The following is a 24,337-nucleotide window of genomic DNA, read 5'->3' on the forward strand; positions in this document are numbered from 1 at the left end:
GCTCATAGGCCGTGTCTTGGTCCGCCAACGCCCCAGCGGGTGCGGCCGTTCATCCTGTCGCCATTGCTCTGTCGCGCAAGCGTCCCCGCGGCAAGGTTGGAAACGCGTTGGTAGGCGGCGTGATTGTCCAGATTGGCAATGCCGAAATCGACCGCTCCGTCGAGCTGCGCAAGCACGTCGCCGATATTGCGCCAGGTAGCGAAGCCGCGCTTAAGGTTTTCCGCAATAGTGAACCACTCACCATGCTGCCCAACATCGGTTGACCAGCCCCCGGGAAACTCAAGCCATCGCGTATATCGATAGACAGTTCAAAGGGCGCCGCTTCCCATCAGACGCCCCAAAGGATGTCCGCTTGCTGCCGACGCGCCACACGCATCATGCCCGGAAATGGATATGCGCATTGAGACAAGGTGCCGCAAGCCTGCCTGTGCGCCATCGCGACACCTTGGACGGGGTCGCCGTCTTCCACGCGCGCAGCCAAGTCTGCGGAGATTGCGGCCTCGAGTTTGCCGATCGCTGCAGGTATCACGCCGCGTTCGCCAATGCGCCTCCCAACAATGCCCACCAGATATTGGGCGCGATCGCTTAGCATCGTGACATCCGGTGCCGCAGGAGAGTGGAGAGTGACCAACATTCGGATCCCTCCGAATCTCCGGGAATGCTCATCCACAATCAGACGCTGACTTACTCGGCGCCTGATTGCAGTGAAGCCTCTAGTGCTTGACCGCGGGCATTTCCGAGTCGGCCTTAACGGTGGCTGCAGGGGCGCTGGCCTTGTTGGCCGCCTTGGCATGGTGGTACTTCTTGTGAGCAGCAGATTGGGTAGCGTGCGCTGGGGTCGCGGGAGCGAGTGGGGCCGCGGGAGCAGGGACAGGTTTCGCGGCCGTTTCGGCCGCGATGACCGGCGCAGTCGTTACGCCGGCGAGAAGAGCTGCGAATAACGCGTGCGTGAGTTTCATGATAGGTTTCCTCAGCGAGAATCAGGGAGCAAAGCTGGATCATTCCAAACAGATCGATCCATATCTCAAATAACGCCTCATCAGCGCCAGCGTGGACATGCAAATTGTAAGAATTCGCACGCGTCCCCCGCCAACTGCACGAAAGGGCCAGCCCTGACCGAGCGGTCTGCCCATTGGCACACGCAGAGAATCACCTGAATCGAGGGAACATAATCCTGTTCAGTCCTGAATGCGGAAGGGGCACTAGAGTAGGATCTCGTCGACCTTGTTTCTTCCCCACGTGAATCCCGCCTGTTCTGCCTCGGCGATCGATGCGAACCGATGGTTCGCGTCGCGATGTCGCAGCATTGGCGCGTGCCCGCTCTTTGCCACATCAACCTGGATGGTCCATTGTGTTTTGGTCAGGTCGCAAGACCGGAAACAGCGGACAAGGATGTGATAGCCGCGGTACTGGATGTACTGCTCATGAAGTCGGTTCGACACGGCCACGTTCTTCGCCACATTGGCGTCGACGCATGCGGTCACCTCGTTCACTTCAACTGGTGGAGGCAGCATCGCAGTTCACCGATGCGCCGCCAGGCCGATGACATCGGTTCGCTCGTCCGCCTCGTTCTCCGCCAGTTCGGGAACCTCCGCCTCGGCCGGATCAATCGCGACAAGAATGCTGCACGACACCCTGTCGAGGAGCAAGCCGTGCCCCTGGCCTGCCCACCAGCGTGCCAGCAAGCCGCAACGCCGATGTCCCACGACAATCAGGTTGACATTCAATTCACGTGCCACCCGGGCGATCTGGTCGATCGGGCTGCCGGTCGCAAAATGGCCGATCGCTACCACACCGCGTGCCTTGAGCTTGCTCACACCCTCGCTCAGAATCTCTCTAGCGGATTGTTCTTCAACCAACGGTGCCTCCGCAGCCATGGCATCGAAACCACGGAGCCAGTAGGCGTTACCGAGCACCGCGAGCAGGTGGGTTTCCGCCTCAAGGTGCTGCGCCAGCTCGGCGCCATAGCGCAACGCTCTGCGCCCTTCACGCGTTGCGTCGTAACACAGCAAAATTCGAGAAAACAGTGTCATCGTTTATCCCCTTGCACTTAAGAGAGCCATGGTGGGCCTCGCGGACAATGACATGCGACGCCGCCGCATGCGACTGGTTTCACTCCGCGCCGCATCGAGCCACGCACCGACGGCCTCCCCCTACTTGCAGCGGCGGTCACGAGACGCATAGACCCTGCTGACTGAATTGAATCCTACCTAGTCTCGCCCCCGGATACCCAACGCCACCTCTCCTGCCATGCCCGCTATGCGACATCTCGAAAGAAACAAGGCGTCGACCTCAACCCGGCGGCTCCGGGAAGGCTACCATGTGCGCTGTGGCCGATTCGCCGTCCTGAACGAATTATATGTCACGTCATGATATATATCATGACCTTGTTCGTTGAACCATTGCCTGAGGGTCCTTATCGTTTGCCAAATCCTGGCGAACGCGCAACGCTAACACCCATGCAGCGGAGGTGGAGATTATTCGGCAGCCACTGCGCCGGCTGTCTCGCTTGTGTATTGGGTAGCACGGCGGCATCGCCAGTTCGGGGCGGCGTGACCCGGCGCGCTAGGCAATTCGAGCAAGGGAAGCCACCTACCCGAATCCCAGCGCATCCACTAGTACCGGGCTAGCACGCGGAGGAAACGGCGGCCATGTGGAATCCGTGCTTCGGACGGCCACCATCGCGATCGACGCATCGCCGCCTCAATGGCTCGAATTCGGACAAATTGGTTCGATCCGTCCCACGCGCGTATGTCACCGAGCCGGCATATCCGGATCGATCAGGAACCCCAAGCGACACGGCCTTTTTCCTTCAGTTGGGAACGACGTAGGCCGTGGGCAACATTGACTTTGATGTCCTCTGCGGCAAGTTTTCGTCGGACCGCACGGCAAGTAAAGCGTTCGATTCCAGAGCCTTACGCCAACTCGAACCTGCGTTGCCATGGAGAAGTCTATAGTCTTGATAACTTAGAGACCTTAAAAACCGATTCCAATGACTCCAGCTCCGTTCTGTGAAGTGCCGCCAGGTGCATCAGGCACCGCTCGCCTCGCTGACGCAGATGCACCTCCACTTGGCGATGGTCGAAATCGCTCTGGCAGCGTTTCACCAGGCCTGCCGCCTCACAACGCGACACCAATGCAACGACTCCGTTGGGGGCCGCTTGCAAGCGTTCCGCTAGTTCCCCGACCGTTGCCCAGTCGCGGCCCGGGAAGCCCTTGATGTGTAACAACAGCAGATACTGTAGACGCGTGATGCCCTCCGCTTGCGCGGCTTCTTCGGAGAATCGCAGGAAGCGACGCAGTTGATAGCGGAACTCGGAGAGGGCTTCGAAGCTCTGCTTCGTTACGGCATCACGTTTGGCAGTCGTCATGAGTACGAACGGATCCGTCGATCCGTCACGTGATATGTTATATCGCACTGTGACATAAGTTGAACGACGATAGAACAAGTATCCTGGCTTCAGTCTAATATTTTTCAGGCACGTCATAGCCGCTTGTAAATGTCTGCCCACCTTGGCATTGGCCCGCGCCAATGACTGCTCGCCCAGACGGATGTCTAGCCGCCGCTCGGCGAACTCCAGGCACAATCCGAAGGGCACTTCCCGCGAACTCGCCAGCGCAGGCTGGTCGGATCCGAACGGATAGCCGCATGGCGGCGTATCGAGTAGGCCCGAGCGCCCATTTTCGGTCTGATCTATCCGACAATCCAACTCGACGTCTTCCATTGCAGATATTAGCGCAGGCGCGGCTTAGTTCTCGGACGTCAACACGCTGGGGCAAGGCGCCATATGCATGGCGTCGTGGTGGTGATGGCGAACAAGAACGTGCGAATTGCGTGGGCTCTGCTCCGCCACGGCGATGCGTTCCATCCACCTGGCGACAGGACGGATGTGCGGGCATGAGTGCGTGCGTATTCGTTGAAAGCCAAATGCACTTCCGCAGGTTGCGCAGGCAAGCATGAGGTGATGGCAAAACTGGCCCGACCGGGATTGGGGAACGCGGTGGCGTATCAGGCGCTTCGAGTGCGCCTGGTATGCGAGAAATCGATCTGTAAATTCTATCAAGGACGGAATCTTTTCCTGGCTAAAGTTCGGATTCGTAGGAAACTCCTTAGCGAGCGTAATCGTATTTGCGTACTACGACACTATTCATCAAGAAATCAGGCTTGCGCCGCCTAGCTGTCCCCAAGGCCACTATTTCATGGGAGATCCCTGTCCATCAGCGTTGCTTCCTGGCGCGCTTCACATCTGCGGGGCTCTCATCTTCTCCTGATGCTCGATCCCGCATAAGGCATACTCTGGTGAAGTCACTGCGAAGTTGCAGCCTCTCCGCGGCGTCATCGTTATGACTCGCTCCATCGTACGATGTGCGCCACGGCACGTCGCGTTTAACGGCGGTTTAGACCGAATGCCGGCGAAGATCTCAAAATCAGCGTCCCGCATTTGGTCAAGGACTGGTAGCCATGCTCACGACTGTCACCGGCTCACTGCTGCTTGAGGCCAGCTACTTCGGCGGCAGCCACGAGGAGATCCGTTTTCCGTGTGAGGCCATCGAGATGGACCTCAATCTCGCCCGCCCGACGCTGGTGGTGCGCGGCATCGCGGCTCACCAAGTGGGCGCGCTAAAGTGGACGCCGGATCGGATTTCCTTCGAGGTTCCCGAGGTGGCTCAATTATGGACTTTCAAACTGCGGGGGCAATCCGCCGGCAACGGTCCGCGCGCGGTGCGCTTCGTGCTGGCTAGTGCCTTTCCCTTCTCAAATCCCCTCGGCGATCCCTGATCCGTTCCAATAGAATGCGCTCGTGGATATTGCTCTGCGCAGGCGTGCTTCCCGCCGGGCCTGCCTGCACCGACATGACACTAAAGACTTTCCGGCAGCTCGCCGCGGCTCCCAGCCAAGCACGCACCGCCCCCTCCAGACGGGGCCACGCCGAACACAGCCCCGCAACGCGCGGGAGACGCGGTGGTGCTACCGCTGCAGCGGCGACATCACCACGTCTCGCCCATCTTCATTGCATGTGCTGCCCGCCGTTGATGGCGATATTGGACCCGGTTACATACGCCGCGTCCTCCGAGCACAGATACGCAACCAGGGCCGCCACCTCCTCCGGTTTGCCGAGACGACCGACGGGAATCTGCGGCAGGATCTTTGTCTCCATGATCTCCTGCGGCACGGCGGTGACCATCTTGGTCGCCAGGTAACCAGGCGAAATGGTGTTGACCGTCACGCCCTTTCTTGCCACTTCCAGCGCCAGCGACTTGGTGAAGCCGTGCATGCCGGCCTTGGCGGCTGCGTAGTTGGTCTGGCCGAAGGCACCCTTGGAGCCATTGATGGACGCGATGTTAATAATGCGGCCCCAGCCGCGCTCTACCATGCCCTCGCACAGCGGCTTGGTGACGTTGAACACCGAGTCGAGATTGGTGCGGATGACGGCGTCCCAATTGACCTTGTCCATTTTCTTGAAGGCCATATCGCGGGTGATGCCTGCGTTGTTCACCAGAATGTCGACACGGCCCAGGTCGGCCAGGATCTGCGCCATGCAGGCCTGGCTCGCGCCGTAGTCGGCCACGTCCACCGAGTACGCGCACAGCTCCCGGCCGCCGACGGCCATGGCAGCAAGCCAGCCCGGCACGTTCGGGTTCCCTGGCGAGTGGGTCACGACCACGGTGTAACCCGCGTCGTGCAGCTTGATGCTGATGGCCTCTCCCAGGCCGCCCATGCCGCCTGTCACTACTGCGATTCGTTTTGTCATACTGCCTATCTCTCATCGTAAAGTTGATCGACCCCTGACACCCTTGGTGGTCCCGATTAATTTTCCTTCGGCTTTCGACCGTGCCAGCCTGCATGGGACAAGTTGAACGTCCTCAGCCACGGCTGACTACCCGTCGGTCTTTCCGAATTCTGCTTCTGTGTTATTGGCGCACGGTCCGCAAGCGCACCACTCCCGCCGGCCGGAAAGCTTCGAAGGGCATCTTGGCAGCGCCCGTACCTACCAACCGTCAGGTCCATCCGTGGCGTGACTCGCGGCGCCATGAACTGAACTGGGGGAGACGAGGTACTGGATCCTTCGACGATTGGCATACCGAACCGGGAGACCAATGATCTCTGGGAGACGGTGCTCGAGAAGGCCCCCACGGGGGGGACTGCCCGTCTTGTGCACGGTTTCGCTTGCCCAGCCGACTTGCGCAAGCGGATACCATCGCGCAGCGCCGTGACGGCCGGCGCGCAGTGGTTCTGCGTTATTACTTGGTCTAGCGCGGCATTTAAGCGGCAGCGCGCTTGGCGGCACCCGATGCAACCGCGTTCGCGGCATCAAAGTTGGTCTTGGCGACTTCGGCCGCTTGCTTGGCGACCTTTTGCACCGCGTCATAGGTACCGTTGGTCGCGGCAACCGCCGCTTGCAACACCGCAGTGGCCGCTTCCGATCCGGCCGGCGCGTTCTTGACGACATTGTCGACAAACGCTTGTACGTTGCTGCTGTATTGTTGGTATTGCGCTTCGACCACCTTCGCAAATTCCGCCTGCGTGCTCGATGCGATGTCATTCAGGTGGCGCGCATACCAAATCGCCTTGTCGGCTGCGGGCTGCGCGAGGCTGCCCGGCACAGCGACCACTTCCCGCAGATCCTTCCCGGCCAGCACGCCTTGGATGCGGTCCTGGCTCTCGGCAAGCGTCAACTTGGCTGCCTGCAGGTTCAGTTCGGCCAGTTTCTGGAAACCCTCGAAGGCCGTGTTCGTCAGTGCGAACAGGTTGGCGAGATTCGCTTTGTGGGCGATGGCAAACTGATCGGGCGCAAAAAAAGACATGCATGCTCTCCTGTTAGATCGACCCGTGCGTGCCTGACGGGTGCCTGACAATATGTGATGTCGCGGATACAAGGTCGAAATGGGGTTCACTGATGGGCAATGCTGCCGCTTGCGCGCTGCACCATCCGAGTGCAGATTCTAGAGGAAAGCCTCTAATTTGAGCGTTTGCATTGCTAGGGGAATACCCCCAATAAGCCTTGCTCAACGACTGGCCTTGTGCAGCTATCTAGACTTCACTCGTCTCCACAAGCGTGCGAAGGCCACACCCACGCAACTTTTGTGGGATGACGCGACGCCAGTTAGCGCCGGCGCAGGCTATTCCCGGGGCCACGCCGCGGATCGCTCATTCAGCGCTGGCGCGATCAAAGACGACCTCCCCTTTGGCTGCTTACCTGACGTCCTCGCATAGAACCTCACGCACGGTGTCGACGCCAACGACCGATCTCGCCGTATCGTTCGCGGCATCGGCAGCCAGCCCGCCGCGCTTCGAGGACGTGGGCGGTGCTGCCGAAATCACGGCGCCGATCCACTTCACGTTCAATGGTGTATCGCGATCAGATGCGGTTCGTCGTTGTGGTTGGTCCACACCACACGCGTGCCGCCGGAAACGACAGTTTCTTCGGCGAGAATGCAAAGTTGCGGATATCGGACAACCGTAGGTTGGCGTACGAGTATCGCCGCATGAACAGTCGGCTGCGTCGCCCTTTTCAGGAGACAAATCGTGACGAATCGCAGCCTGCTCCGCTGGAAAGCGGCCGCCCATTATCTGGGCACTGGGCTGTCCGGGTGGACTGCAGCATCAGTGATCACGCCATTGACGTTGCATGCCGAGCAAGAGGAAACCAGAGTGACTTTTAATATCCGTGGCGCACGCCTGAAAGACCATGCCCGTCCCTGCGCCGCACAACCAGTTGGCGATTGGGTTACAGATTTTTACAGCGGACGCGTCAAAGCTGCTCCCCTGCGCCGGTACTGTCACTGCCGCTTAGCACAGAGGAAAAAATGAAACGAACTGCAATCATTGGAGCATTTGGCGGTGCGCTGCTCGGCGTCAGCGCTATTGCGCAAGCGCATGTGAACGTCGATATCGGCAACGGGGTTCCGGGGGTCGTCTACGATTTATGTGGCCCCGCCCGTGTGTGTTGCACCGCAGCCCCGTCTACGTTCCCCGCCCGGTGGTCGTGGCTCCTGCGCCCGTTTACGCCCCTTACTGGCGGGGACGCGATGATGACGATGACCAGGGGGAGAGGCGATGGCACAGACGTGGCCACGGAGAGCATGGCCGGCACGGACACGAAGCCTAGAGGCGGGTGCCGACTGCAAGATAAGGACGGAGCGGCGCCAACGAGAGAGATGGCGGGAGGAGGAGATTGGCGTTTTTCTGCAACATCCGCTGCGGCTTCCCTAGCGGCACCGCGCGGCGCATAGGCATCTTGCGATGCTGCGCACTGGCGTGATCGTCACACTACAGTTCGCCTAAACTCCGTAGCCCGCACATCTCGGAATTTGGTGTTTCCTTACCCGCTGCTAACTTGCCTTTTAGTTAAGCGTTTGCTGCGTTGCATGGCTAGAATCATGCAGTTGTACAACGTCTCAAATGATTTCTCCCTTCCGTATGAGCATTACCGACACCACGCTTGGCTCGATCCTGGCCGACCTGCGCATCACCTCGCGCTCGCTGACGACGGCCGAATACTCGTACCTTGCCCAGCTTCGACTGCAAATTGTGACGGGGGACACGGATCTCTGGACTACGCTCGAGAGCGCTGGGGTACCGTGCTGTGAGCGGCGGTTGTCGCCGGAGGTGATGTTGGCGTTGACGGCTCTTGGGCAGTTGCCGATGCATTGATGTTTGGATTTCCTGGTAGGATGCTTTCGCCGCTGGCACAGGCGTTGCCGCAACGGGTACGTCCCCAGTGGAGCTGGCTCCAATGTCGGTACGCCAGCGTGACGTCATATCGCTTAGCGCCGCTTAGGCCGGATCGATCGCGACAAGAATGCTGCACGACACCCTGTCGAGGAGTAATCCATGGCCTTGGCCTGCTCACCAGCGCGCCAGCAAGCCGCACCGCCGATGTCCCACTACAATCAGGTCGACATTCAACTCACGTGCCACCCGGGCGATCTGGTCGATCGGGCTGCCGGTCGCAAAATGGCCCGATCGCTGCCACACGGCGTGCTTTGAGCTTGCTCACGCCCTCGCTCGGAATCTCTCTAGCGGACTGTTCTTCAACCAAGGGCGCTTCCGCAGCCATGGCCTCGAAACCACGGATCCAGTAGGCGTTCCCGAGCACCGCGAGCAAGTGGGTTTCCGCCTGAAGGTGGTGCACTAACTCGGCGCCATAGCGCAATGCTCTGCGCCCTTCACGCGTTGCGTCATAACACAGCAGAATTCGAGAAAACAGTGCCATCGTTTATCCCCCTGCCTTGAGAGAGCCATGGTGGGCTTCGCCGACAATGGCATGCGACGCCCGCCTGCGCCGCATGCGACGGGCTTCCGCACCGCATCGAGCCACGTACCGACGGCCTCCGCCAACTTGCAGAGGCGGCTTTGCGCTGGCGCAAGTGGCTCTCCGTCGCTGCACATCAGGCTAGCTAAAAATCCCCAAAGGCCGGAAGGCGCCCGTCTGGCGCAGATGCATCTGTCGTTGTTCCCGCGCGCTCAACACCATACGGCGCATCTGTCCATTTCGGGGATGCCCGCAGCTTCAGGCTGAAACAGAATCCGCTGCACTTGCAACTCCAGCAAGATATCCGGTGCCGGACTGCAAGGCGCGAGATCGCCTTCTCGACTGCCCAGCAACGCCAATGCGGCTGGCGAGAAGATGCATATCCGGCCAAGGGAATGATCCGTTTCCTCCGGATAGACGAGGGTCCAGATCATCTTCTGGCGCCGGGTTAGATCAATACAGACAAACCTGGTGAACATGGTAACGACATCCGCTGGCATGTGACCGACAGGAAGGATCTCGGCCCTCCGCAAGAATCGGGACAAGGCGGCGCCATAGTGCGGGCGCGCGATCGCTCGACTGGCACGTGTCCTGAGCCGGGCTGCGTCCAGGTCAGTGAGAAGGGGTATCTTAGTCATAGGCAACTCCAGAGAAATTCCCACTTACCACAATGACGATCGATGCGGAGGGGGCCATACGGCTCAGCACCCGTCCGCATGTTGCTCCATGCTGAGCTAAACGAAGGGCAGACCGTGCGGTGTCCGGGACGCGTGCGATCCACGTTGTTCGACGAAGGAACAATACACTCGAATCCTGATGAATGCATCGGCCATGATATCTTGGTGGCGTTGATTCGGTTCTACGCTCCGGAAGGGAGCCGGACGATTATCCCTCGCCGCCACCAAGCCGCTAGGCCATGCGGGCTTGACGAGAACCGCCTGCGCGGCAACTACCGATATCACGCCTGCTTCACTCCCAACCCGGCGTGCGAAGCTGTGACCCGTTGGTGGTCGCGCTTGTCCTCTGTCACGCCGCGCTCATTGCTCACGAACAGCGCGTCGGTCTCTTGCGCCCGTTCCTCCGCGCCATGGCCGGCGGGCATCCAGCCGACGCTACCGCCTGCGCGCCATGCGCAAGCCGTGGCGACACCCCATGTGTAGTCGAGCAACTTACGATCGCCTTGCATCATTGTCGGCGGAAGGATTGCGGACACGCGTGGATCTTGCGCTAAAACAAATCGCGTCCCACCTGACGCCGAGCGTAACGCTTTGCGGTAGCGATCACGCCGCCTGTGGCAAATGTTCATTGCATCGAGCTCACCCGTCCTCTCATCGAATGGCAACGCCTGCGGCGGGGGCGACGAGCCGATCCCGGCAGAGTCGTCTCTATGACCGAACGGCGGCACACTGCCGCGCCAGGAACGGAGCGGGTCTTCACCCTATCGCACTGCCGGAGGCCTTGGGGCCGACGGTGCCGTCCTGGTTGCGGGCGAACTCGTGGACCACAATGCCCGTATTGGGCGGCAAGGGCTTGAGCCAGGCCTTGTGGCTGAGCGCTGCGAGCATGTCCTCGTAGCCGGCCTGCCAGCGCCGCTCGATCGTGTTTGCTGAGAAATCGATGTCCCTGGCAGGTTGCGGCGGGTCGTCTGCCGGGGCTACAAGGTGCACGATGTTGATGGTACGGCCGGTGCCTTGGGCGATCAGGCGCTGAAACTCCGGGTCCGCCTTCGCTGCAGGCGGCAGCTGTTCGGCGAGCGCCCGCACCGCGTGGCGCAGGTCGTGAATGGTCTTGTGCGTTCTGATCCAACGCTTGGTACGGCTGGCGTATTGAATCTCCTTGAGACGCGCGGCCGCTGCCAGGATGGTGCTGGGGACGGCGCCGGTCGCATTCCATAGGTCGACGGCAAAACAGACCTTGGTCTGGTGCGTGGTGTCGTCGACCACATACTCGAGCGGCGTATTCGAGTACACGCCGCCATCCCAGTACTCAGCCCTGTCGATCGGCACCGGTGGGAAGCCAGGGGGCAAAGCGCCGCTGGCCATGATGTGCTCGGCGCTCAGCACCTGCGCGGCACTGTCGAAATAGTGCAACTCGCCGCTCGCCACGTCGACCGCGCCGATGCTAAGCCGGGTAGGGCCATGCCGCAGGAGTTCGAAATCAACCAGGCGCGCAAGTGTCCGACGCAACGGGGCAGTATCGTAAAAGCTGACGCCCGCCTGATTCCAATTCAACGCGAACGGGATCTCCCACGGTGCCTTGAGTGCAAAAAATCCCGGCACGCCCGCCACCAGGCTGCTCGCCATGCCCCAGAGCGATGCGGCCGCCTGCAACTGGGGCGGCAGGCGAGGCGCGGAACCGGCCACGAGGTGCCAGAAGGTACGCAATTGCGTCAGTCGGCGCTCCGGCGGATTGCCGGCGATGAGCGCGCCATTGATGGCACCAATCGACGTGCCAACGATCCACCGGGGCAACACCCCGGCTTCCTCCATCGCCTGGTAGGTGCCTGCCTGGTAGGCACCGAGGGCGCCGCCACCCTGCAGGACCAACACGTGGAGCGGAGACGGGGGCAGGCCAGCGGATGGCGCATCGACCGTAGCTGCAGACGTTAGATTGACCATATATGTCGACTAAAAGATGACCACCACCCCCATCGTCCGCCCGCACACGGCCGGCCGGCCGGCGGGACAATACGATAGGACCATGTTCGACAAGAAGCGGAAAACTGTTCAATAGAAGACCGGCACCAACAATCGTGCCAGTTCCAGCACGAAACGCGCTTGACATGCAACGCCCCCATGCGTTGTAGGCGTGCGCCCGATAGCTGATGGTCCCCGTTGCCGCCACGGAGAATCCCGGTCCGACGATACAAATGGTCGGACGGACTGCTCGTCTTTGACGATGAAGCAAGTGCGCCGTCATGACAAGGCAATCGCCCTACGGAACCGTCATGTTGCTGGATTGATCGCCCGCAGCAGAGCAAAAATGCGCCAACATAGCCCCTGTTCGATACCCAGGCGAGGTGCGCCTCGTCTTGGCATCTCGAACCGCGCCGTGGCGGGGACGCAACCACCCGGCTAAGCAGAGAGGCGACCCGTCTGGTCCCCATGCGGGAGCCGGCCTCCTCCCCCGCATTGGCGTTTCAGTGTGAGCCTGCTCCTTGCCAGCCATCAGTGGCGGATCGCCCAGCACCGAAGGCAGGCGGGCGGCGACGCCGACAGGACGGCTTGCCCGCCGCACCACGTTGGGAGCCCGGGCAATACGGCGCACGCCTACCGTTACGTCCTGGCAGTGCGCGACGCCTGCTCGGTGACCTGCTTAGCCGCCTTCGACGCCGCGGTGCTCGCCCTGTTGAAATTGCTCTCGGCGACTTCCACTGCTTGTTTCGCAGTCTGGTACATGCTTTCACACAGGTTGTTGGTGGCAGTGATCACCGAGGTCAGTGCGCTCACGGCGCCTTCGGAACCCGGCGGTGCGCCGTTCGCCAGGTTGTCGATAATCCCTTGCATCCTGCGGTTGTGCGCTTGGTATTGCGCCTCTGCGATCTTGGCAAATTCGGCCTGGGCGGCCGACCCGATGTCGTACAGATGACGGCTGTACGACTGTACCTGCTCACCGAGCTGTTGCATCCGACTGACTTGGAGCACGAGTAGCTCTTGCGGGCTTTTGGCCACTAATGCTTTTTGCGTGTTTGCCTGGGTGTCCGTCAGCGTCGACTTCATTACCTGCAAATTCAACTCGACCAGCTTCTCAAAGCCTGCGAAGGCGTGGTTCGCCAATCCGAACAGGACGGCGAGGTTGGCTTGTTGAGCGGCTGCAATTTGCTCGGGGGGAAACGGATTCATGTGAATCTCCTGAAATTTCAACCCGACGCGTGTCCGGGGATACCGGACGTCTATGGTCGTGCGACAGGTTGGATTGATGGACTAGGACGGGCATCACCTAGGCAATGCAAACTCGCGCGGATTGCAGGCGCTTAGGCACCCACCAGCAATAGCACTCAAGTGAACCACTGGCTTGCCGCGTCATCATGAGGGGCGCTTGCGCCTTCGGGCTTCAGCGGATGCGCGCCATGGCGTTGAGGACGGCGTTACCTCTGGCCGTGATACGAGGACGTCGGTGACCACAGACGAACTCCTCCAGGTTGACAAGCTGCTGCTCGAGGAGGGTGTCAAGATCCGCGCGATCCAGTTCGGTGTGAAGTGGGGCATCCTTGATCAGCATAAGGGTTGCCACTTCATGTGGACTCAGCATATTTGTCTCCTAGGATCAAAATGTCAATTCTGCTGGGAAGTGCCAGTGACAGTCGTAACTAGCGTTCAGGAGGTTTGCGTCGCGCGCCTTTCGATCGTGGCTGGGAGCATGCTGGCGCCGGACAACACGCGCTGAAGTGCCCCAGGCCGCTTGATCAGGTCTTTCAGCGTGTACGAATCCAGAACGGCAAGGTAGGCAGCCAGCGCCGAAGCCAGGATATGGCGCAAGCCGCAAGCATTGGTGATGATGCACTGGTTCCCTTCCGGCGCGAAGCATTCGACCAGCCGGAAATCTGGCTCGGTGGCGCGGACCACCTTGCCGAGATTGATTTGCTGCGGTGCCATACCAAGCGCAATGCCGCCAGATCGTCCTCGCACGGTCGTGAGAAATCCGAGATGGCCCAGGTGCGCCACAATCTTTGTCAGATGATTCCTGGGGATGCCGAAAGTTTCGGCAATGCACTGTACCGTCACCAATTCATCCGGGTGCACGGCAACATAGAGAAGCACGCGAAGGCTGTAGTCAGTGTACTCAGTCAGTCTCATCTGCGGCTCCACGGGCTTGTCGTCACGTCTGCAAGGCCTCGGCTGCAATATGCGTTTGCCAATCTGGCAGCCACGGCATAACATGCATCTAGAGTACTCGTTTTCTGAGGCGTTTCACAACTTGTTTCACTGCGTCCTTTACGGTTTTTCCCCTATTGCCAGTGGGCACTGGAAGCCAGGATGGAATTTCTAGCACTTCGTCGATGATAGAGAAACGGATACGGAGCAAGCGATGGATAGTCCCTTGAGTCTCTCGCGTTGGAAATTTGAGCGCTGGTTCGCCCAAATGTATTTTGGCGACATCGGGTACTGTGTCGCGCGCGCTCGGAACGGGCAGTACTCGATCAGCGAGCGGCCCACGCTTGGGGGAGCCTGGCAGGCACCGTGACAGAGGTCCCCGTCGAATGGACGTTCAGTATTCCCGCAAGCGGTCGCCTCGACTATCAATTCAATTGGTTGTACGGCATCCAGATTACCGCCGAACTGGCACGTAGGCTGCTGCACGAACCGCGATTGATCGAGATTGCAGAGCGATACGGCTATGTGCACCGCAAGGAACTCTGACCAGACTCTCCGTCAACCCGACTGACCGAGCACTGCGCCGCCGGTGACATCAATCCTTCGCTTCGCGGTTTCAGACCGCATGAGACAGCGATCACCCTGACAGGATCCGAGACGGGTGGCGCAGACGCTGGGAAGCCGCAGAACCTCGTCGCCAGGCGGCGGTGTCATTGCCGCGCCTTACTTCCCGCGGGGCTGGCACGCATCCCCCCGGAGCTCGCTGCGAACCGGTGGTGGTGTTGGTCTGCACGCTTTTGCGCGAGATCTAGTGGCGCACCACATCGGTTCGTGACTGCAAGTGATCGCAGCCAACGTCGCATCGCCGGACGAATCCGCTGTCTATAGTGGAAATTCGCCACGTAACCGTTTGAGGAATTGCGATGACCGAGACTGCGGTAGAACCTTTCGACAAACCGCAATTGGTGGCGAATGCCATCGATTCCCCCACTGGCCCCGATTGTCCGCCGGCGCCCGCCGACGGCTCGCTCAACGCGCCAGTCGAGCGCGTCGATCGACTCATGCATGCGGCGCTGGCTCAGGTCACGCGCGGCGTCTCGCCTGTCGCGTTGGGCCTGGCATGGCTGGACTGGGGGTGGCATCTGGCCAGTTCACCTGGCAAGCAGGTGGCGCTGGCACAACAGATGATGCAACCATGGCGGGACCAGTCGCCAGACATGCCTACTCCTCGCACGGAAATCGGCGACCCGCGCTTTGCCGATCCGGACTGGGAGCGGTGGCCGTATGGCCTTCTGCGTAACATGTTTCTGCATACAGAGGCCTGCTGGCAAGCCGCCACCACCGGTCTGCGTGGGGTTTCTCCACATCATGAGCAGGTGATCAGTTTTGCCGCTCGGCAATGGACGGACTTGCTCTCGCCGAGCAACAGCTGGTGGCTGAACCCTGAGGTACTGCGGGTGACGTTAGCGACGGGCGGAAGAAACTTTCTCGCCGGCGGAGCGCATTGGCTGGAGCATCAGCAGGAGATCTGGTCTGGGTACGTTCCCGGCGCTTCGCGTCGGCGTTGTGCCCCGTCTTGTGTCGGCCAGAATGTTGCAATCACGCCCGGCAAGGTGGTCTATCGCAATGCCTTGATGGAGTTGATCCAATACGCGCCGCAAACACCAGCGGTCTGGCAGGAGCCGGTGCTGGTCGTGCCCTCCTGGATCCTGAAGTATTACATCCTGGATCTGTCGCCACACAACTCGCTCGTGCATTATCTGGTGGAACGCGGGCACACCGTCTTCATGATTTCCTGGAAGAATCCGCGTGAGGAGGCACGCGACCTGGGTCTGAACGACTACCTTGAGTCTGGCCTGTTCGAGGCGCTCGCACAGGTGCGTCACATTGCCGGCCCGAGCCCGGTCCATGCCGCCGGCTATTGCCTCGGCGGCACGTTGCTGGCGATCGGTGCCGCTGCGCTCGAACGCGACGCCCAGCCCGAGCCGGCCCCGCTCCTATCCGTCACGTTGTTCGCGGCACAGACGGACTTCAGCGAGCCGGGCGAACTTGGCCTGTTCATCGATGCGAGCGAGCTCGGCTATCTCGATGCCTTGATGTGGGAACAAGGCTATCTGGATGGCGCACAGATGGCTGGCGCCTTCCAGTTGCTTCATTCGCGCGATCTGGTCTGGTCTCGACTGATGCGCGAGTACTTACTGGGCGAGCACCCTGAGCCGACCGATCTGATGGCGTGGAACGCCGACACCACGCGCCTACCCTACCGCATGCATAGCGAAAATCTGCATCATCTGTACCTGCGTAACGATCTGGCCGAGGGCCGGTATTGCGTCCAGGGCCGGCCGGTGGCTCTGGCCGATCTCAAGTTGCCCGCGTTTGTCGTCGGCACCGAACGCGACCATGTGTCGCCATGGCGATCCGTCTATAAGCTTCACCTGCTGACCAGCACCGAGATCACCTTCCTGCTTACGTCGGGCGGGCACAATGCGGGCATCATCTCGGAACCAGGTCATGCCGGGCGGCACTATCGTTTCGGCACGCGGACAAAGGACGGTCCCTATCTCAGTCCGAACGAATGGTTCGCCCGCACACCGGTATGCGAAGGTTCATGGTGGCCGCGCTGGCAACAATGGCTCGCCGACCGTTCCAGCGAGAAGACGGCGCCGCCCGCCTTGGGTGCGGGTACCGTACTGGCCGAGGCCCCCGGATCCTATGTACTCGAACCCTGAGCGCGCGCCGGAGGCGCATCCGAATCGAGCGCCTCGGAATGCCACCGGCGCGGTCGCAACATTCGCGGACACGTTCCCTGGCAAATTTGGCTTCTGCCGCGGCGACGATTTCGTAGCTTGTTGGAGCTCCCCGTATCGGGCTTCGGAAGGGTCGGTTGCACTGATGACCACCCGTGGAGGACGCGGTGGGTACGTAATTTCTAATGGCCTGAGCGACATACCGACGCATGCTCGAGGCCTCTCCGCTGGCTGCTCCCCCCACCATGAAACCTCTCTTCCACCACGCCCATCAATCCCACCACGGTATGCGCTACTACCTGCTGCTCGCTGCGTGCCTGATCGTCCTGGGCCTGTTGTACCTGCTCTGGTCGCGCTGAAGTCGGTTGGACCCATGGCGACGTGGCCTGGTGGGCGCGATCATCCGATGCAAGCTGGGCGAGGCCATCGTGTTCTCGTTCGCGGGTAGTCCATGCTCTTGGCCCAACGACCGGAGAGGCACGGGGTCATCGACCTCTCATGCCTCTCCGGTGGTACCGCTGAGCCACCAACACCCCCCGCCAATCCAGATCCGCAGATTGCAGCACCTCACAATCTGGAATTCGAAGGCATCTCAAACAGATCCCGCCGGTAAAGCAAAGCCTGTCCGCTAGCCAACTGCAATAGGCCGATTTGCATTTCGAAGACATCCTGCGGCCTGTTCACTGCCAGCATCATCTTCGCGCAGTAACTGGAACCAGATAGCGACGAACTGATCAATTGAAGATTCAATTCAACCAGCTTATCAAAACCTGCAAAGGCCCGCTCCATGAGACCCAGCATGTTTGTCATTCCATGCAGGGCTTCAAGATTCGCTTGTTGCCCTGCAGAAATTTGTGTATGTCCAAAGAATTCATGATGACACTCCTGCAAGCATGCACAACACCGCTCGTTCGCACCGCCATGCGTTCGCGGCAAGACGTTGCCGCCTAGTCAGGCCTCCACTTGCTGGCCGTCGCGTTGGGAAGGCCTCCGCTGCAATGCGCGGTTGTCAATCCGACTGGCGCAGCATAACATGTATCTACGATACTGTTTTTTTGGCGTTTCACAGATTGCCTCCTCGAGTCTTTTGCGTTGTTGCCAGCAGGCGCGACGAAGCGCTGAATGGTGCATTGACAAGGTGACTATGGATGCCACCCGATTTCCAATGCTCCGCCGATCGCAGTTCCGGGACTTATCAGGCTCAATATCAGATGACCTGGTCCCATCTGGATCTTCGATTCGTCTGGCGGTTAATCGCTTGGCGCTGGATAGGCCAGCCTCGAGGAGGACATGCGCCGCGCTGCGCTGGTTAACTGAGCAGCCTCAACGTGGCCCTGCCCGACGATGTGGAAGACGCGCTCTCCCGCATTGAGCAAATAATCCGCAATGATTCGCCGGTGGCAACGCCACCACACGGCTTCCGCGCACATGATCACGCAGCGCCGCTTGCGCCCAAGCTCGCGAAGACGTATCAGGCCCTGTTGAAACGGTTCCGTCATTGCGTAGTCGGCGTAGTTGTGAAAACTATCATTGATCCAGAAGGCGTTCACATCGGTTGCGATGTCGCGTTGCTTTCCTCGCAGCCCTCCGAGCTCAATCATATGCACGTAATCCATTCGAAATCCGGACAACGTAGCAGGTAGCGTCTCCTGGTTGAATTGCGGGTTGGTGCGCGATCAGGGAACCGTTCTGACGTCGACGACAACGTCGACATCGGCGGCCGCGAGCAGGCCGACGAACTCAGTGACAGGCCGCGTTGAGTGGCCGATAGTAAAAAACGGCAAGCCGTCGGTGTCGTCGCGCTGCATATGCATGGAATCGCGGCTCTATCGGCGCTCGCCTCCCTTCGCGGCGGCAAGTTCGGCCTTGAGCGAACGCACCTCCTCGAAGCGCTTGGTCACGTCTCGCATGATCGCCGCCAGCCCTGCGATCTCGCCTTGGGCGTCTTTCAACGCGACAATCGAAAATTCCAGTGAAACGCGCTGACCATTCTTTCGAATTCCCGGGACCGACAGAAGATCTCCGGCACCGTAGTGACTGTCACCGGTGTCCATGACATGTCGGAATCCACGCCAATGACGTTCTCGCAGTCCCTCCGGGATAATGATGTCCAACGACCGCCCGACTGCCTCGCTGGCGGTGTAGCCAAAGATGCGCTCTGCCCCAGCGTTCCACAAGCAGATCACGCCCTCCCTGTCCGTCGCGATAATCGCGTCAGATGCATCGGTGACAATCGATCGGGCCAGCGTATCAGCAATGTTCATCGCAAATCTCCAGTACATCGTGCATCGAATCGCAAGCGCTGGCGAGGATAGCGACGCCGTTCCGTGGTTTCTCGAGCGCGTTTTGCCGATGTAGGTCGGACAGGCCAAGGGGCCCCGTTTGCAGTTGGCGCCGCCCCGGTTTGAGCACAATCTAGCCTGATCGCTCCAGCGAAGCTGCCGGGACAGGCCAGCATGCAAGTACAGCTCAAGCGCCGGTACCCTGCAACAGGCATGGCCGCCTAGAGGGGCTCAGTGCCGTCGACAGGGTCACTCGACTACTGCTTGCACTCCGGGGCCCCGCTCTTCTGTTTCAGGTAAGCAATCAGATCGGCACGCTCTTGATCATCTTTCACTCCAGCATACCCCATACTGGTACCCGGGACCACCTTCAGAGGATCGGCCAGAAAACGATCCAGGGTACGCTCATTCCACACCAGTTTCGACTGCTTCATGGCATCGGAGTATGCGAAGCCGGGTTCGCTTCCTGCACGTCGCCCAAGGAGACCACAATGCTTGGGACCTGTGCGGTCATAGGAGAACGCGTGGCAGGCCAGACAGCGGTCATAGATTGCTGCGCCAGCGGCCGGGTTGCCGTGCAAGACGCCGCCGCCTGGGGCGGCCGCCACGGCCAAGCCCGTGACAAGGCCGCAAATCGCGATTAGGCTTCTGTACATTTACGAGACAAACGCCGACGGCACCGGCGTGTCGCCCAATACATGACGTAGTACGGCCCAATGCATGGCCTCATCGCCAAGGATACTGGCGGCGGCCTTGGCGAGGTCACGGTCGTGAAAGATCGGTACTGCGCCAAGATAGGCGCTCACCGCGCCCTTCTCCAGGGAGGCCGCGAAGCGGAGGACATCGTTCTGTGTCTTGAGCGTGTCGGTCGGGAACGTATACTTGTCCTTCGCGGAAACTGGCTTGCCGCCCAGCTTTGCTATGGTCTGAGAGAGTACGGTCGCATGCTCCTTATGGTGGCCTTGAAACGTCACAGCGACATCAAGTATCGGCTTTTTCAGTAATCCGCTTTGCGCCCCGACCTGGTAAGCTGCGATGGCTTCAAATTCTGCACCGAGCGCAGTATTTAGAACGCGGACGTCGTTCTCAAGTGAACCTTCTGCCGCGGCTGCAAGCGCTTCCCTGCCTGACAGCAGCGCGATCGCTGCGCCTGACAGTAAGAGGCCGGACTGGCCCAGAAACGATCGACGCGTTCCTTGCACATAAGGGGGGGTCCAACGCTGAATCGATGACATGGCTGCCTCCTTGACAGGTGTCTTGTCTAGCTTCACAACTACACGCGCTACCACTGCACGCGGGCCAAAACGGCTTCCACGATGCGGTTGCAGCGCTCTCCTGCAAATGAAAATGCATCCTCAAGCGCGACATCCATTTCCGCGGACAGTGCTTCGCGCAAGAGACTGCGCGCTCTGAAGAAACGGGTACGCACTGTGGTCTCGGGAATGTTCAGACATTGGGCAACCTCTTCGACGCTAAGCTCATCAAGTGCTCGCAACACGAACACGACACGGAATGCCTCCGGCAATTGGTCGATCTTCGCCTCAATCAGGCGCCGGCACTCAGCACGCATAGCGGCGTGCTCCGGCCGTTCCACAGAAGTGTCGTTCATCAGTTCTCCGCTCCTGCAATCTCCTGGCCCAACATCGCTCGCAATCGAAATCACCGAAGCGCTGCGCCGACGCTTGCGGATGCGGCCGAGCGCTTCGTTGACCACAATACGGGTCAGCCAGGTCGATAGCTTCGCGTCACTGCGGAAGCCCGCCATACCACGGTAGGCCAGCAAATAGGCATCCTGAACCGCATCCTCGGCCTCCGCATCATTCTTGAGAATGGCACGCGCTGCCCGATACAGCGCCTGATTGCAGCGCCGCATTACATGCCCGAACGCGTCCGGATCGCCAGCGGCTACGAGCTGAGCCAGAGCCGCGTCTGGCATCCCGGCAAAATCGGGTAGGACATTCCTCCTCCGCTGCATCGTCGGCCTCCCTTTTCTCTTGACTCGTGCGCATTAGATGTCGCCCGCTGCCGCGGCGTTCCGGAAAGACCGGTTTTTTGCAATTGACTCATACCGGCATGGCGACACTAGGTTTTTCCAGGAACGTAGTCTGAGGCCAATTCGGATGACGCGGTCGCCAGTTCCCGTATTGGCCTCTCAAATCCTGCTCCATGGCGGAACACCTTGCCATCAATTCTGTCGCCTATAGTTAGCAAGGGAAGGATCCCCCAGACTGCCAGGCCAGCTCGGCTGGCACCGCGTACCGAAAGGAGGCAGACCATGGGAAGGAATGTCGCCCAGAAGCTGATTGACGCTCACCTGCTTGGCGGCCGCACGCAGCCTGGCGAGGAGATTGCGCTGCGCATCGACCAGACGCTCACCCAGGATGCCACCGGCACGATGGTCATGCTCGAGCTTGAGGCGATGCAGCTCGACCGCGTCAAGACGGAGCTTTCCGCCCAATACGTGGACCACAACCTGCTGCAGGAGGACTTCAAAAATCCCGACGATCACCTATTCCTGTTCAGCGGCTGCAAGCGCTTCGGCGTATGGTACAGCCGGCCCGGCAACGGCGTCAGCCACCCCACCCACATGCAGCGCTTCGGTTGTCCGGGCAAGACACTTCTCGGCTCGGACAGCCATACCTGCGCGGCCGGCTCGCTAGGCATGCTGGCGATCGGGGCCGGCGGCATTGAGGTCGCGATGGCGATGGCCGGTGAGCCGTTCTACCTGAACATGCCGGAAATCTGGGGCGTCAAGTTGACCGGTGAGTTGCCGGATTGGGTCAGCGCCAAGGATGTGATTCTGGAAATGTTGCGACGATACGGGGTTGACGGCGGCATCGGCCGCATCATCGAGTACCACGGGCCGGGCCTGGACAAGCTGTCGGCCATGGACCGGCATGTGATCGCCAACATGGGGGCCGAGCTCGGCGCGACGACCAGCGTCTTTCCCGCCGATGATGCAGTGCGGCGCTTTCTTGCGTCCGAGGGTCGCGAGGACGATTTCACCAGCCTGCTGGCCGACGCGCACTGCCGCTATGATAGCGAGGCCGAGATCGACCTGTCGCAGCTCGAGCCGTTGATTGCCAAACCGTCCAGCCCGGGCGACGTCGTCCCGGTGCGAGAGGTGGCTGGCGAAGACATTTACCAGGCCTATATCGGGTCCTCGGCCAATCCAGGCTATCGTGACTTTGCCGTCGCAGCCCAGATCGTGCGGAACGGCACGGTGGCGCCACATGTCTCGTTCGACGTGAATCCGACCTCGCGCAGCATGCTGGAGACGTTGATCCGCGACGGCCACGTGATTCACCTGCTGCACGCCGGTGCGCGCCTGCATCAGGCCGGCTGCAACGGCTGCATCGGCATGGGTCAGGCCCCGGCCACGGGGAAGAACAGCCTGCGCACCGTGCCGCGCAATTTCGCGGGCCGCTCCGGCACCCGCGAGGATCACGTCTGGTTGTGTAGTCCGGAAACAGCCGCGGCCTCGGCCCTGACTGGGAGGATCACCGATCCGCGCGACTTGAACATGGACTACCCGCGTATCGTCGAGCCGGACGATCCGGTAATCAACACGCAGAATCTCTTGGCGCCGCTGCCATACGTGCAGGCTCGTGCGCAGACGCTGCTCAAGGGCCCCAACATCCATTCGCTGCCCGATTTCCAGCCGCTACCGAACAAGCTCAGCCTGCCGGTACTGTTAAAGGTCGGTGACGACATCTCCACCGATGACATCATGCCGGCTGGCGCCCGCGTGCTGCCCTACCGCAGCAACATTCCCGCGATCAGCGAGTTCGTCTACGAACAGATCGACGAACACTATGTGCAGCGCGCAAAAGCCGCTGGCGCCCACGTCATCGTGGGTGGGTTGAACTACGGCCAGGGCTCGAGCCGCGAGCACGCAGCCATCGCGCCGCGTTTTCTGGGCCTACGCGTCGTCATCGCCAAAGGATTCGCTCGCATCCACTGGCAGAACCTGATCAATTTTGGGGTGCTGCCGCTGAAGTTCAAGAATGCCGGTGACTATGACGCTTTGGCGCAGGGTGACGTGCTGGTGCTTGAGAAACTCGACGTCGCCCTGGCCGCAGGGTCCGAGATAGAGGCCGAAATCGACGGCCGCGGCGAGCGCCTGACACTGACCCACCAACTCTCGCCGCGCCAGATCGCGGTGCTGCGCGCCGGCGGCCTGATCAATTGGATGCGTGAGAGGAACGAATCACAGGTCGACTCGTCCGCCCGCCACGGCAACGAGCCACACAGCAGATGACGCAGCGCCGCATTTATGCGGCAGCGTCGGTTATTCATTGCGCATGCGGCAATCCGATCTGCGAATCGTTCCTTGCGTGCTGCTTCTGGCGGATTAACAATCAAGGTCATTGGCCTTTGGCGAGTCTCACCGCAACAGCATATCAACCGACTCATCGCACCGCCTAGCCCCCGCTTTGGCACGCTCTCCTTGAGGGAGGAGCGATGATCCGGTAGCGTGCGGTCCTGTGCTCGCGCTCATGCCGTGCAACTTCGCGGAGACGCCCTAGCGGTAGACGAGGACCGGAATCGTGCAATGCGTGAGAACCTTCTGCGTTTCACTCCCGACGAGCAGGCCCACGAGGCCGCGACGGCCGTGGGATGCCATGAAAATCACATCGCAACCGTGTCGGGTGGCAGCCTCCACGATGTCCTTGTACGGTGCGGTGGAGGTCGTCATATCTGTGCCACAGGCGACACCCACCGCCTCTGCCGCCGCGACGATCTGGTTCAGGCGAGCACGCGCGTCCGCCTCTGCGTGCTCCTTGAATGTCTTGCGTGTCTGGTGACCCGCATCGCTCGATTGCAGGAAGGGATACTCCTCCATGCAAGTGAAGGCCGTGATCTTCGCGCCGATTGACTTCGCAAACTCCATGGCAGCAGCCGTGGCCCTCCTGGAGAGATCGGAACCGTCGGTGGGTAGCAGGACGTGCTTGAACATCTTAGCCTCCTTTCTTTCGAATGGTGCGAGTGGCTGTCTCAAAGGATAGACTGTTTGCTCAAGTTTTTGGAATGGCAATGGCTGTATCCGGCTTGGACGCCAAGGCGGTGCCGCTTGGGGATCGCACAAAAGCGCAGGCTTGATCCCAGTCCCGGCTCTGGCTCGGTCTCCGAGAAGGGTAGCGCATCCGCGTCGTTCACGATTTCGGTCGCTAGAACATGTCCCAAAAGGTCCTGACGCCGCGTTCAGACTGAGCGAAACCGACAAGCCGGTCGTG

Annotated in this window: 28 protein-coding genes and 1 pseudogene; 7 read left to right on the top strand and 22 right to left on the bottom strand. The window is 60.5% G+C overall.

What is annotated here, in order from left to right:
- Positions 1–11 precede the first annotated feature (11 nt).
- Entirely contained in the window at positions 12–263 is a 252-nt protein-coding gene (locus CF70_RS35820) for a hypothetical protein (RefSeq protein ID WP_152561761.1), read from the top strand.
- A gap of 65 nt (positions 264–328) precedes the next feature.
- On the opposite strand, the gene CF70_RS09695 is transcribed toward CF70_RS35820, so the two are convergent.
- The 5 genes from CF70_RS09695 to CF70_RS09715 form a co-directional block, all read right to left on the bottom strand.
- Positions 329–634, bottom strand: a complete 306-nt coding sequence (locus tag CF70_RS09695) for a DUF1840 domain-containing protein (RefSeq protein WP_035863556.1) — start codon at positions 632–634, stop codon at positions 329–331.
- Positions 635–713: 79 nt separating this feature from the next.
- Positions 714–959 carry a hypothetical protein gene (locus tag CF70_RS09700; protein ID WP_035863559.1) on the bottom strand — a complete coding sequence of 82 codons (246 nt, stop codon included), beginning with the start codon at positions 957–959 and terminating at the stop codon, positions 714–716.
- A 243-nt stretch (positions 960–1,202) separates the two neighbouring features.
- Positions 1,203–1,493, bottom strand: coding sequence for a hypothetical protein (locus CF70_RS09705; RefSeq protein ID WP_035863561.1), 291 nt, complete (start codon positions 1,491–1,493; stop codon positions 1,203–1,205).
- A gap of 27 nt (positions 1,494–1,520) precedes the next feature.
- Entirely contained in the window at positions 1,521–2,033 is a 513-nt protein-coding gene (locus CF70_RS09710; RefSeq protein ID WP_035863563.1) for a universal stress protein, read from the bottom strand.
- 918 nt (positions 2,034–2,951) lie between these two features.
- Positions 2,952–3,371 (bottom strand): MarR family winged helix-turn-helix transcriptional regulator, encoded by a 420-nt coding sequence (locus CF70_RS09715; RefSeq protein WP_035863620.1) that lies wholly within the window; start codon positions 3,369–3,371, stop codon positions 2,952–2,954.
- Positions 3,372–4,462: 1,091 nt separating this feature from the next.
- Here CF70_RS09715 and CF70_RS09720 point away from each other — a divergent pair.
- The gene (locus CF70_RS09720; protein ID WP_035863565.1) at positions 4,463–4,780 is read left to right on the top strand and encodes a hypothetical protein; all 318 of its coding nucleotides are present in this window, start codon (positions 4,463–4,465) and stop codon (positions 4,778–4,780) included.
- 229 nt (positions 4,781–5,009) lie between these two features.
- On the opposite strand, the gene phbB is transcribed toward CF70_RS09720, so the two are convergent.
- Complete coding sequence (gene phbB, locus CF70_RS09725; RefSeq protein WP_035863567.1) at positions 5,010–5,753, bottom strand: acetoacetyl-CoA reductase; 744 nt, start codon at positions 5,751–5,753, stop codon at positions 5,010–5,012.
- A 511-nt stretch (positions 5,754–6,264) separates the two neighbouring features.
- Complete coding sequence (phaP, locus tag CF70_RS09730) at positions 6,265–6,807, bottom strand: phasin family protein (RefSeq protein ID WP_035863569.1); 543 nt, start codon at positions 6,805–6,807, stop codon at positions 6,265–6,267.
- A gap of 721 nt (positions 6,808–7,528) precedes the next feature.
- Here phaP (CF70_RS09730) and CF70_RS35825 point away from each other — a divergent pair.
- Together CF70_RS35825 and CF70_RS09735 are read left to right on the top strand one after the other, a co-directional pair.
- Positions 7,529–7,813 (top strand): hypothetical protein, encoded by a 285-nt coding sequence (locus tag CF70_RS35825; RefSeq protein ID WP_152561762.1) that lies wholly within the window; start codon positions 7,529–7,531, stop codon positions 7,811–7,813.
- Positions 7,814–8,422: 609 nt separating this feature from the next.
- Positions 8,423–8,656 (top strand): hypothetical protein, encoded by a 234-nt coding sequence (locus CF70_RS09735; protein WP_035863622.1) that lies wholly within the window; start codon positions 8,423–8,425, stop codon positions 8,654–8,656.
- A 195-nt stretch (positions 8,657–8,851) separates the two neighbouring features.
- On the opposite strand, the gene CF70_RS37610 is transcribed toward CF70_RS09735, so the two are convergent.
- From CF70_RS37610 to CF70_RS09765, 8 genes are all read right to left on the bottom strand, one after another.
- A complete protein-coding gene (locus CF70_RS37610) occupies positions 8,852–8,923 on the bottom strand; it encodes a hypothetical protein (RefSeq protein ID WP_235184980.1) in 72 nt (23 codons plus the stop codon).
- Positions 8,913–9,218: a universal stress protein gene (locus CF70_RS34715; RefSeq protein ID WP_235184981.1), complete on the bottom strand. Its 306-nt coding sequence runs from the start codon at positions 9,216–9,218 to the stop codon at positions 8,913–8,915. The genes CF70_RS37610 and CF70_RS34715 overlap by 11 nt, the downstream gene beginning before the upstream one ends.
- A 251-nt stretch (positions 9,219–9,469) precedes the next feature.
- Positions 9,470–9,895, bottom strand: coding sequence for a GreA/GreB family elongation factor (locus CF70_RS36555; protein ID WP_051648220.1), 426 nt, complete (start codon positions 9,893–9,895; stop codon positions 9,470–9,472).
- Positions 9,896–10,215: 320 nt separating this feature from the next.
- Entirely contained in the window at positions 10,216–10,425 is a 210-nt protein-coding gene (locus tag CF70_RS09745) for a hypothetical protein (RefSeq protein WP_160172247.1), read from the bottom strand.
- 265 nt (positions 10,426–10,690) lie between these two features.
- Entirely contained in the window at positions 10,691–11,875 is a 1,185-nt protein-coding gene (locus CF70_RS09750) for a patatin-like phospholipase family protein (RefSeq protein ID WP_081862102.1), read from the bottom strand.
- A gap of 657 nt (positions 11,876–12,532) precedes the next feature.
- Positions 12,533–13,099 (bottom strand): phasin family protein, encoded by a 567-nt coding sequence (locus CF70_RS09755; protein WP_035863573.1) that lies wholly within the window; start codon positions 13,097–13,099, stop codon positions 12,533–12,535.
- Between the two features lie 211 nt (positions 13,100–13,310).
- Complete coding sequence (locus tag CF70_RS09760; protein ID WP_414629440.1) at positions 13,311–13,478, bottom strand: hypothetical protein; 168 nt, start codon at positions 13,476–13,478, stop codon at positions 13,311–13,313.
- 95 nt (positions 13,479–13,573) lie between these two features.
- Complete coding sequence (locus CF70_RS09765; RefSeq protein ID WP_035863577.1) at positions 13,574–14,053, bottom strand: RrF2 family transcriptional regulator; 480 nt, start codon at positions 14,051–14,053, stop codon at positions 13,574–13,576.
- 384 nt (positions 14,054–14,437) lie between these two features.
- Here CF70_RS09765 and CF70_RS09770 point away from each other — a divergent pair, with 384 nt between their 5' ends.
- Complete coding sequence (locus tag CF70_RS09770) at positions 14,438–14,617, top strand: hypothetical protein (RefSeq protein WP_035863579.1); 180 nt, start codon at positions 14,438–14,440, stop codon at positions 14,615–14,617.
- Positions 14,618–14,994: 377 nt separating this feature from the next.
- The gene (locus tag CF70_RS09775; protein ID WP_081862103.1) at positions 14,995–16,800 is read left to right on the top strand and encodes a PHA/PHB synthase family protein; all 1,806 of its coding nucleotides are present in this window, start codon (positions 14,995–14,997) and stop codon (positions 16,798–16,800) included.
- Between the two features lie 585 nt (positions 16,801–17,385).
- Here the strand turns inward: CF70_RS09775 and phaP (CF70_RS09780) are convergent.
- From phaP (CF70_RS09780) to CF70_RS09805, 6 genes and pseudogenes are all read right to left on the bottom strand, one after another.
- Positions 17,386–17,754 carry a TIGR01841 family phasin gene (phaP, locus tag CF70_RS09780; protein WP_349675102.1) on the bottom strand — a complete coding sequence of 123 codons (369 nt, stop codon included), beginning with the start codon at positions 17,752–17,754 and terminating at the stop codon, positions 17,386–17,388.
- Positions 17,755–18,068: 314 nt separating this feature from the next.
- Positions 18,069–18,626 (bottom strand): annotated as a pseudogene (locus CF70_RS09785) (DUF488 family protein).
- 18 nt (positions 18,627–18,644) lie between these two features.
- On the bottom strand, positions 18,645–19,082 hold the full coding sequence (locus CF70_RS09790) for a PAS domain-containing protein (protein WP_035863582.1): 438 nt from the start codon (positions 19,080–19,082) through the stop codon (positions 18,645–18,647).
- 275 nt (positions 19,083–19,357) lie between these two features.
- The gene (locus CF70_RS09795) at positions 19,358–19,756 is read right to left on the bottom strand and encodes a c-type cytochrome (RefSeq protein WP_035863584.1); all 399 of its coding nucleotides are present in this window, start codon (positions 19,754–19,756) and stop codon (positions 19,358–19,360) included.
- On the bottom strand, positions 19,757–20,335 hold the full coding sequence (locus CF70_RS09800; protein WP_035863585.1) for a ferritin-like domain-containing protein: 579 nt from the start codon (positions 20,333–20,335) through the stop codon (positions 19,757–19,759).
- Positions 20,336–20,382: 47 nt separating this feature from the next.
- Positions 20,383–21,036 (bottom strand): RNA polymerase sigma factor, encoded by a 654-nt coding sequence (locus tag CF70_RS09805; protein WP_235184977.1) that lies wholly within the window; start codon positions 21,034–21,036, stop codon positions 20,383–20,385.
- A gap of 243 nt (positions 21,037–21,279) precedes the next feature.
- On the opposite strand from CF70_RS09805, the gene CF70_RS09810 reads away from it, so the two are divergent.
- Positions 21,280–23,361, top strand: a complete 2,082-nt coding sequence (locus CF70_RS09810) for an aconitate hydratase (protein ID WP_200876723.1) — start codon at positions 21,280–21,282, stop codon at positions 23,359–23,361.
- A 264-nt stretch (positions 23,362–23,625) separates the two neighbouring features.
- Here CF70_RS09810 and CF70_RS09815 read toward each other — a convergent pair whose 3' ends face one another.
- Positions 23,626–24,060: a universal stress protein gene (locus CF70_RS09815; protein WP_035863592.1), complete on the bottom strand. Its 435-nt coding sequence runs from the start codon at positions 24,058–24,060 to the stop codon at positions 23,626–23,628.
- Positions 24,061–24,337: the final 277 nt, after the last annotated feature.

The sequence above is a fragment of the Cupriavidus sp. SK-3 genome (assembly GCF_000611145.1).
Taxonomy (GTDB): domain Bacteria; phylum Pseudomonadota; class Gammaproteobacteria; order Burkholderiales; family Burkholderiaceae; genus Cupriavidus.

What these genes read in the sequence shown, in the direction of transcription:
- CF70_RS09695 (WP_035863556.1), bottom strand. Translation starts at nt 634, where the DNA reads ATGTTGGTCACTCTCCACTCTCCTGCGGCACCGGATGTCACGATGCTA.
- CF70_RS09700 (WP_035863559.1), bottom strand. Translation starts at nt 959, where the DNA reads ATGAAACTCACGCACGCGTTATTCGCAGCTCTTCTCGCCGGCGTAACG.
- CF70_RS09710 (WP_035863563.1), bottom strand. Translation starts at nt 2,033, where the DNA reads ATGACACTGTTTTCTCGAATTTTGCTGTGTTACGACGCAACGCGTGAA.
- CF70_RS09715 (WP_035863620.1), bottom strand. Translation starts at nt 3,371, where the DNA reads ATGACGACTGCCAAACGTGATGCCGTAACGAAGCAGAGCTTCGAAGCC.
- CF70_RS09720 (WP_035863565.1), top strand. Translation starts at nt 4,463, where the DNA reads ATGCTCACGACTGTCACCGGCTCACTGCTGCTTGAGGCCAGCTACTTC.
- phbB (WP_035863567.1), bottom strand. Translation starts at nt 5,753, where the DNA reads ATGACAAAACGAATCGCAGTAGTGACAGGCGGCATGGGCGGCCTGGGA.
- phaP (WP_035863569.1), bottom strand. Translation starts at nt 6,807, where the DNA reads ATGTCTTTTTTTGCGCCCGATCAGTTTGCCATCGCCCACAAAGCGAAT.
- CF70_RS09735 (WP_035863622.1), top strand. Translation starts at nt 8,423, where the DNA reads ATGAGCATTACCGACACCACGCTTGGCTCGATCCTGGCCGACCTGCGC.
- CF70_RS34715 (WP_235184981.1), bottom strand. Translation starts at nt 9,218, where the DNA reads ATGGCACTGTTTTCTCGAATTCTGCTGTGTTATGACGCAACGCGTGAA.
- CF70_RS36555 (WP_051648220.1), bottom strand. Translation starts at nt 9,895, where the DNA reads ATGACTAAGATACCCCTTCTCACTGACCTGGACGCAGCCCGGCTCAGG.
- CF70_RS09750 (WP_081862102.1), bottom strand. Translation starts at nt 11,875, where the DNA reads ATGGTCAATCTAACGTCTGCAGCTACGGTCGATGCGCCATCCGCTGGC.
- CF70_RS09755 (WP_035863573.1), bottom strand. Translation starts at nt 13,099, where the DNA reads ATGAATCCGTTTCCCCCCGAGCAAATTGCAGCCGCTCAACAAGCCAAC.
- CF70_RS09760 (WP_414629440.1), bottom strand. Translation starts at nt 13,478, where the DNA reads ATGCTGATCAAGGATGCCCCACTTCACACCGAACTGGATCGCGCGGAT.
- CF70_RS09765 (WP_035863577.1), bottom strand. Translation starts at nt 14,053, where the DNA reads ATGAGACTGACTGAGTACACTGACTACAGCCTTCGCGTGCTTCTCTAT.
- CF70_RS09775 (WP_081862103.1), top strand. Translation starts at nt 14,995, where the DNA reads ATGACCGAGACTGCGGTAGAACCTTTCGACAAACCGCAATTGGTGGCG.
- CF70_RS09790 (WP_035863582.1), bottom strand. Translation starts at nt 19,082, where the DNA reads ATGAACATTGCTGATACGCTGGCCCGATCGATTGTCACCGATGCATCT.
- CF70_RS09795 (WP_035863584.1), bottom strand. Translation starts at nt 19,756, where the DNA reads ATGTACAGAAGCCTAATCGCGATTTGCGGCCTTGTCACGGGCTTGGCC.
- CF70_RS09800 (WP_035863585.1), bottom strand. Translation starts at nt 20,335, where the DNA reads ATGTCATCGATTCAGCGTTGGACCCCCCCTTATGTGCAAGGAACGCGT.
- CF70_RS09805 (WP_235184977.1), bottom strand. Translation starts at nt 21,036, where the DNA reads ATGCCAGACGCGGCTCTGGCTCAGCTCGTAGCCGCTGGCGATCCGGAC.
- CF70_RS09815 (WP_035863592.1), bottom strand. Translation starts at nt 24,060, where the DNA reads ATGTTCAAGCACGTCCTGCTACCCACCGACGGTTCCGATCTCTCCAGG.